Annotated in this window: 5 protein-coding genes; 4 read left to right on the top strand and 1 reads right to left on the bottom strand. The window is 57.0% G+C overall.

Annotated features, from left to right (window positions below):
• The first annotated feature begins 109 nt into the window (after positions 1-109).
• On the top strand, positions 110-748 hold the full coding sequence (gene maiA, locus ACR1XU_RS19405) for a maleylacetoacetate isomerase (RefSeq protein WP_170817226.1): 639 nt from the start codon (positions 110-112) through the stop codon (positions 746-748).
• A gap of 92 nt (positions 749-840) precedes the next feature.
• Positions 841-1,182, top strand: a complete 342-nt coding sequence (locus ACR1XU_RS19400; protein WP_170806855.1) for a DOPA 4,5-dioxygenase family protein — start codon at positions 841-843, stop codon at positions 1,180-1,182.
• Here the strand turns inward: ACR1XU_RS19400 and ACR1XU_RS19395 are convergent.
• Positions 1,179-2,807, bottom strand: a complete 1,629-nt coding sequence (locus ACR1XU_RS19395; RefSeq protein ID WP_480908860.1) for an acyl-CoA synthetase — start codon at positions 2,805-2,807, stop codon at positions 1,179-1,181. The two genes, ACR1XU_RS19400 and ACR1XU_RS19395, sit on opposite strands and share 4 nt — an antisense overlap.
• A 215-nt stretch (positions 2,808-3,022) precedes the next feature.
• On the opposite strand from ACR1XU_RS19395, the gene ACR1XU_RS19390 reads away from it, so the two are divergent.
• Positions 3,023-4,414, top strand: a complete 1,392-nt coding sequence (locus ACR1XU_RS19390) for an aminotransferase family protein (protein WP_170616061.1) — start codon at positions 3,023-3,025, stop codon at positions 4,412-4,414.
• A 241-nt stretch (positions 4,415-4,655) separates the two neighbouring features.
• The gene (gene gntH / locus ACR1XU_RS19385; protein ID WP_480908861.1) at positions 4,656-5,990 is read left to right on the top strand and encodes a guanitoxin biosynthesis MBL fold metallo-hydrolase GntH; all 1,335 of its coding nucleotides are present in this window, start codon (positions 4,656-4,658) and stop codon (positions 5,988-5,990) included.
• Positions 5,991-6,000 lie beyond the last annotated feature (10 nt).

Below are 6,000 nucleotides of genomic sequence, written 5' to 3'. Positions count from 1 at the left end.
GCACGCCGCCTGCTGAACTGGTCCCCACAGGTCTCCGTCAGGGACGGCCTCAACCAATTCAGCACATGGGCAAAAAAGGAGCAGGGGTGATTTGGCAGCGGAGACGAGGATGAGTAACGTCGTTCTTTATGACTACTGGCGGTCATCGGCCAGCTACCGGGTTCGGATCGCCCTTAATCTGGCTGGCATCCCCTATCGGTCGGAAGTCGTCGATCTGGTTGCGGGCGAACATAAATCCAAAGCCCACCTGGCCCGGAATCCACAGGGTTTCGTTCCTGTTCTGGAGATTGACGGCCTGCGGCTGACCCAGTCTCTGGCAATCCTTGAATATCTGGATCAAACGCGAAATCTGGGGCTGCTGCCAGCTGACGCAGGCAAACGTGCCAAAGTTCAGGCTCTGGCGCATTCCATTGCCGTTGACCTGCATCCCGTCTGCAATCTTTCCGTCGCGCGCCATGCCACCACGCTGAGCGGCGGGGCCGGTGACATGCCCGGGGACTGGATGCGTCACTTCATTCGCCCCGGTCTGCTGGCGTTTGAAGACCTGCTGGGCGGGTTCGATCAATCCCCGTATTGCACCGGAGACGCGCCCGGTCTGGCCGATCTGTGCCTGATGCCGCAGATGTACAATGCGCGCCGCTGGCAGGTCGACCTGAGCGGAATGCCCCGAATCCTGCAAGTTGAGGCCGCGTGCACCAAACACCCGGCGTTTGCAGCGGCACATCCTGACGCGCACGCCCCAACCTGATTCAGCGCACAGTCTCTGTGTGTTTGGCAAGGATGGCTAGGAAGCCGTGCAGCCGGTACACTTTGGCCAATGAATGATGATCGAGGCCCTATATGACTGAAATTACCGGCTATCACGCCCATGTCTATTTTGACGCAGATACACAGGAAACCGCCCGGCTTGTCTGTGAAGAAGCCGCGCGCCTGTTTCCCGTTCAGGTGGGCCGAATGCATGCGCGCAATGTCGGCCCCCACCCCCGGTGGAGTTGCCAATTGGGCTTTGCGCCGGAGGCATTCGACCGGGTCATTCCCTGGCTTATGATAAACCGCAGGGGTTTGACCGTATTTACCCACCCCGAGACCGGCGACCATCTGAGCGATCACCGTGACCGCGCGATCTGGATGGGAGAGATGCTGCCTCTCGATCTGTCAATATTCGATGACGCCAGGACCTAAGAAAGCCCTCGCGCCTGATCACGCAGCTTGAATTTCTGTATCTTGCCGGTCGAAGTCTTGGGCAATGCGCCGAAAACTACCGTTTTGGGCGTTTTGAAATGGGCCATGTTGTCCCGGCAGAAAGTGATAATTTCAGCCTCAGTTGCTTCCCTGCCCGGCTTCAGTTCGACAAATGCACAGGGTGTTTCGCCCCACTTGTCATCCGGGCGCGCGACCACTGCCGCCTCCATCACGGCGGGATGCTTGTAAAGGATCCCCTCAACCTCGACGGATGAGATGTTTTCGCCCCCCGAAATGATGATGTCCTTGGATCGGTCCTTCAGCGCGACATAGCCGTCGGGATGCATCACCCCAAGATCGCCCGAAGCGAACCAACCACCCCGGAACGCCTTGTCCGTGGCATCCGGGTTTTTCAGGTACCCTTTCATCACGACGTTGCCCTGCATGAAAATCTCACCCATGGTTTCGCCATCGGCCGGAACAGGTTCCAGTGTTTCCGGATCCGCGACCATCAGGCCGGACAGCGCCGTGTATTTCACACCCTGCCGCACCTTCAGCGCAGCGCGTTCATCCGCGCCCCTCTCATTCCATTTCTCTTTCCACGCACAGACAACCGAAGGGCCATATGTCTCGGTCAGCCCGTAAACATGGGTCACTTCAACGCCCATGGCCTCCATCTTTTCGATGACGGCGGCGGGCGGCGGCGCACCGGCGGTCATCACCTTGATGGGATGATCAAAAACCTTGAGGTGGTCCGGGGCATTGGCCAGCATGTTCAGAACAATGGGGGCACCGCAGAAATGGGTTACTTTCTCCTCTCGGAACGCAGTATAGATCGGCTCATCCCGCACTGCACGCAGGCAGACCGAAACCCCGGCATTGGCCGCCATAGCCCATGGGAAACACCACCCGTTGCAGTGAAACATCGGCAGGGTCCACAGATACACCGAGTGTTTCGGCATGTCCCAGTCCAGAATATCCGATTGCGCGTTCAGGGCGGCACCCCTGTGATGGTAGACGACGCCCTTCGGGTTTCCGGTCGTACCGGAGGTATAGTTCAGCGTGATGGCGTCCCATTCATCTGCAGGCAACGACCAGTTGTAGTGCGGATCACCCGTGGCCAGAAAATCATCATAGGTCACTGATCCGATCTTTTCGCCGCCGGCAAAACTTGGGTCTTCTATGTCGATGACCAGAACCTCGTGATCGACCTGTTTCAACGCCTCGTTGACCACGCCTGAAAACTCGGGATCCACCAGCAGAACCTTGGCTTCGGCATGGTTCAGGATGAACGCAACGATCGGAGCATCCAGCCGGGTGTTGATCGCGTTCAGCACTGCCCCTGCCATTGGCACGCCAAAATGCGCCTCGTACATTTCAGGCAGATTGGCCGCAATGATCGACACCGTATCCCCCTGCCCGATTCCGTGCGCCGCGAGCGCGCCGGCAAGCTGGCGGCAACGCGTGTACGTTTCCGCCCAAGTATACCTGCGATCACCGTAAACCACGGACGGATAATCCGGATAAACCTGCGCCGTCCTTTCGATAAAGCTGAGCGGAGACAACGGTGTGTAGTTCGCGCCGCTTTTATCCAGATGGCGGGTATAGATGTTGGTGCCTGACATCCGCTGGTCCTCCCAATTCGTGCCGGTAGACTTCACCACAAAGACAGGGCTGTGCAAATCCGTAAAAATACGCTGGCGTATGCTCTGGAGATACGGGATGATGCGATCTGGCCCTATCTACAAAGCACCTTTCAAGGTGATCTGGGCCATCGGAAACACTTCCCGGGACAGGGCTGATTTCGCCGCCGGGCACTGCATTTTGGAAAGGACATGTCATGGACGGCACGTTCAACGAAAACGATCTTTCGCGCGTAGTCGAAGCCGACCGCGCCCATATCTGGCACCATCTGCTGCAGCATAAACCTTTTGAAACCAGTGACCCGCGCATCATTGTCGAAGGCAAGGGCATGCGCGTCTGGGATCAGAAAGGCAAAGAGCATCTGGATGCCGTGTCCGGCGGGGTCTGGACGGTCAACGTAGGCTATGGCCGCGAATCGATCTGCAAGGCGGTGTACGACCAGCTGATGAAGCTGTGCTATTTCGCCAATACCGCAGGTTCGATTCCCGGTTCGATCTTTGCTGAAAACTTGATCGAAAAGATGCCGGGGATGAGCCGCGTCTACTACACCAACTCGGGCTCGGAAGCGAACGAGAAAGCGTTCAAGATGGTCCGGCAGATCGCGCATAAGCGCTATGGCGGCAAGAAGACCAAGATCCTGTATCGCGACCGCGACTATCACGGCTCGACGCTGGCGACCATGTCGGCAGGTGGCCAGGACGAGCGCACCGCGCAGTATGGTCCGTTCGCACCTGATTTCGTGCGCGTTCCACACTGCATGGAATACCGCAAGCACGAGCTGGACGGCGCGCCCGAGGAGAACTTCGGTGAATGGGCCGCGAACCAGATCGAAGAGGTGATCCTGCGCGAAGGTCCCGACACCGTTGGCGCGCTGTGCCTTGAGCCCGTGACCGCCGGTGGTGGCGTGATCGAAGCGCCGGAAGGCTACTGGCAGCGGGTGCAGGAGATCTGCAAGAAGTACGACGTGCTGCTGCATATCGACGAAGTCGTCTGCGGCGTCGGCCGGACCGGCACATGGTTCGGCTATCAGCAATACGGAATCAAGCCGGACTTCGTGACCATGGCCAAGGGCGTTGCCTCGGGCTATGCGGCGATTGCCGTGATGGTCACCACCGAGGAAGTCTTTGACCTGTTCAAGGACGACGCATCCGATCCGCTGAACTACTTCCGCGACATCTCGACCTTTGGCGGCTGCACCGCAGGTCCGGCGGCCGCGATCGAGAACATGCGCATCATCGAGGATGAAAACCTGCTGGGCAACTGCACCGACATGGGCAACCGCATGATGGGCAACCTGCAGGCGCTGATGGAAAAGCACAAGGTGATCGGTGACGTGCGCGGCAAGGGCCTGTTCCTGGGTGCCGAACTGGTAACCGACCGCGCCACCAAGGACCCGATGGACGAGAAACGCGTTCAGGCGGTCGTGGCCGACTGTATGGCACAAGGTGTGATCATCGGGGCCACCAACCGCTCGATCCCCAGCCGCAACAACACGCTGTGCTTCTCGCCTGCGCTGATTGCAACGGCAGACGACATTGATCAGATCACCGACGCCGTCGACGGCGCGCTGGGGCGTGTGTTCGGGTAACGGCTGCTGAGCCTACCCAACAACCCACGAAGAAAATTGGAAACCGGCGCTTGGTGGCGCCGGTTTTTTTGTCTTAGCATCAGCAGTTTACTGTCTGAGCAACTCGCCTACTGGCAACACAACTGGCGATGCTTCGCGATATCATCCGAAATGTGCTATATTCGAATGTGAATATATTTCTGCCGGAACTGGAGCAGGAACCCACAGTTTTTCTTTGGCCAGTAGATAGGAGGAGCATTTGATGAAGGGTTTGGTGAAAACTACAACCGTCGTGTTTTTGCTGGGTTTTAGTGTGGCCGTTGGAATATGGATGGAGCGCAATGACGGTGCTCCACAAGCTGCACTGCTTGATGCCATTAGCCCCAGTATGGCGTCCGCGCAGGAAGCGGAAACAGAAATTTCTCCAACTCTGGTTCGCGATCGCTCCCGTGACACCTATTATCCAAACACGGAAGATTTAGCATCTGATGAAATGCGCGTCGTCGCCTGCGGAACGGGCATGCCAACAACGCGGGCGGCTCAGGCAGCCGCTTGCTTCCTTGTCGAACTCGGGAACGGTGAAAAGTTCTTTTTCGATATTGGTTCGGGTTCTTCAGAGCGGATTTCCTCGTTGCAGATTCCATACAATTACCTCGACAAGGTATTCATAGGGCATCTGCACACTGACCATTTCGGGGCATTGCACGAGCTCTTTATCGGGGGTGCGTTGATGGGGCGAAACAAACCCCTCCGCGTCTGGGGGCCAAGCGGATCGGTTCCCGAGCTTGGCACCAAAGCGGCCACGGACAGTATGAAAGACATGCTGCTTTGGGACCTGAGCGCTCGTGTCGGGGCAACGGACCCTCGTGGTTATCAGATGGACGTTACCGAGTTTGACTACAAAGCCGAAAACGAAGTGATCTACGACGAGCACGGTGTCGTGGTCCGAACATTTCCGGCCATTCACGGGATTGACGGGGCTGTCAGTTTCTCCTTGGAATGGAACGGGCTGAAGTTTGTCTACAGCTCTGACACTTACCCAAATAAGTGGTTCATAGAATACGCCAAGGACGCCGATATCGCCATCCATGAATGCTTCATTGCTGTCCCCGACATTGTTGGTAAGCTAGGGTTTACACCCGAGTCTGCGCTGCAAGTCGGGACGCAAATACACACGGCTCCGGAAGCATTCGGTAAAGTCATGTCCGAAATAAAGCCACGGATTGCCGTGGCCTACCATTTTTTCAATGATTTCGACACCGTTGGAGGAGTCGAAGAGCGCATTCGCACGACTTATGAAGGGCCGCTAAGTCTGGCGGAAGACTTCATGGTATGGAACATCACCAAAGACGATATCCAGGTGCGCATGGCTGTTACCGAAGAACACACTTGGTCGCCACCTCTTTCCGAACCGCCAATTCCACCAGGTGAGAATGACCGTGAAACTTTCGCCAAAAACCAAGGTATTCCTGTAGAGTCAGTTGGTTTCTCGGATTTCATCGAAAGTGGAAAATGGGATGTAGAGGATGCATTGCGGCCAATCTACGAACAAGCCAGTGAGGCGCTTGGCCGTGACTTCCCCTATCCGGGTGACTGAATAAAGGATC

The organism is Ruegeria sp. D1(2025) (genome assembly GCF_056536425.1).
Note: the sequence above shows the minus strand (reverse complement) of the source record. Positions and strands in the feature narration are given on the sequence as shown.